This window comes from Streptomyces sp. SolWspMP-5a-2, assembly GCF_900091845.1.
GTDB lineage: Bacteria > Actinomycetota > Actinomycetes > Streptomycetales > Streptomycetaceae > Streptomyces > Streptomyces doudnae.
Genome location: NZ_FMCI01000383.1, coordinates 1 through 1,397 on the forward strand (window position 1 = coordinate 1; position 1,397 = coordinate 1,397).

Consider the following 1,397-nt stretch of genomic DNA (forward strand, 5'->3'; position numbering starts at 1 on the left):
CCCAGTAGCACCTCCATGTATGTCTCGACGAGGCCCTGCACGTCAGCCTCGACCTCAGCAAGACGCGGCATGACCTCCGTCATGCCGCTATTCGTCGTGTTCGCGCGGAACAGCTTCAGGCCCGACACCTTCCCCTCCTCAGATACCGCCAACGCCGAGAAGGTGTCAGATTGTTTCCGGCAGGGACCCCAAGCGTGTGTGGGTGAAGTGATGACGCGCGTTCAGACCAGAAGCGGGCCATGCCGTCTCGCAGATCGCCCGAATGGTCGAATCCCATATGCGTCCCACAGAACCCCTGACACCATGTCAGGTAAACGCTAAATTGCAGGTCAGACAGGGTCTAAGTAATATGCGGTAGGCGTCTTCTAAGCGCCTTCTTCATCGCGCATGGCCACGAACAGAACTGATCCCCCTTCGAGGCTGAGGCAATTACCCCAGCAGCCCGGACTGCAGGGCTTTCATTTCGACGACGCATCATAGAATGCGCAATGGCTCGGGAGGGTGCACCGAGGCGGTCTCGTCACACCGAGTAGTCGACTTAACGCACTCATGCGATCTACAGATAGAGGCCCCTCTAACTCCCCGATTGCGTCGAGCAGGCCCTCCTCGGCGCCCTCCTCCTCGAACCAGTAGCGGGTGAAGTCGCCGGCCATGCAAATCAGTCGAGAAGCGCTCCACAGGATCTGGGACGGCGCCGCCGGCGAAGTCCAGCTGCAGGGTGAGGGCACGGGCGATCTGCCGCCCCACGTGCTTCCGAGAGACCGGCCTCGGCATCGCGGACCTGCGGGGGTTCGTCGCCGTCCTGCGCGCCGAGCACTTCCTGGGGACCGGGTCGCCTTCCTCCGCGAGCGCCGTGCCGCACTGGAGGAGCGGGTGGCGGCGCTGTGCCGGGCCATGAAAGTCCTCGACGAGAAGATCGCCTACTACAGCTGAGTACCGGGGCTCCGCCTCGTCGGGCTGAGCCCGGACACGGCCGTCGGCGGGAAGGTGGATGCGATCGTGCCGCTGATCGATGCGATGCTGCGGTCCGAGATTCTGATCAAAGGGGCCGTGGTTCACGAGCTGCTGGTGGCCGTGTAGGGCAACTCGGCTGGCCTCGGGATGGGCGAGGCCGGCTTCGACGCTTCCGAATGGAAGAACCGCGTCGACGCCGCCGGCGGTGACGTGGCCGCCGCGGTGCGCGGCTGGATGGTCGACACGGGCCGCCGGGCCCCCGGCGCCGCGCTCACCCACCTCGAAGCCCGCGGCTGGACCCGGAGCTGACGCGCGGTACCGGCAGACGAGCGTGCCCGGCTCACTGCTCCTCCAGTCGGGCCAGGGCAGCCGCCGCGTCGGTGTTGCCGGCGTCGGCGGCTTGGGTCCATCGGGTGCGTGCGGTGTCGGTGTCGCCCTGATCG

The 1,397-nt window shown here is 66.1% G+C and carries 1 protein-coding gene and 2 pseudogenes; 2 read left to right on the forward strand and 1 reads right to left on the reverse strand.

The features are described 5' to 3' along the window. Positions 1-128 (reverse strand): annotated as a pseudogene (locus GA0115242_RS42160) (transporter); the annotation flags it as partial. 617 nt (positions 129-745) lie between these two features. Between GA0115242_RS42160 and GA0115242_RS42665 the strand changes: the two are divergent. Together GA0115242_RS42665 and GA0115242_RS41100 are read left to right on the forward strand one after the other, a co-directional pair. Continuing rightward, positions 746-933, forward strand: a pseudogene (locus GA0115242_RS42665) (MerR family transcriptional regulator); the annotation flags it as partial. A 168-nt stretch (positions 934-1,101) separates the two neighbouring features. Then, positions 1,102-1,263 carry a hypothetical protein gene (locus GA0115242_RS41100; protein ID WP_176729994.1) on the forward strand — a complete coding sequence of 54 codons (162 nt, stop codon included), beginning with the start codon at positions 1,102-1,104 and terminating at the stop codon, positions 1,261-1,263. Positions 1,264-1,397 lie beyond the last annotated feature (134 nt).

Bases quoted from the DNA above. Each gene is read 5' to 3' on its own strand.
- GA0115242_RS41100 (WP_176729994.1), top strand. From the start codon at position 1,102: ATGGGCGAGGCCGGCTTCGACGCTTCCGAATGGAAGAACCGCGTCGAC.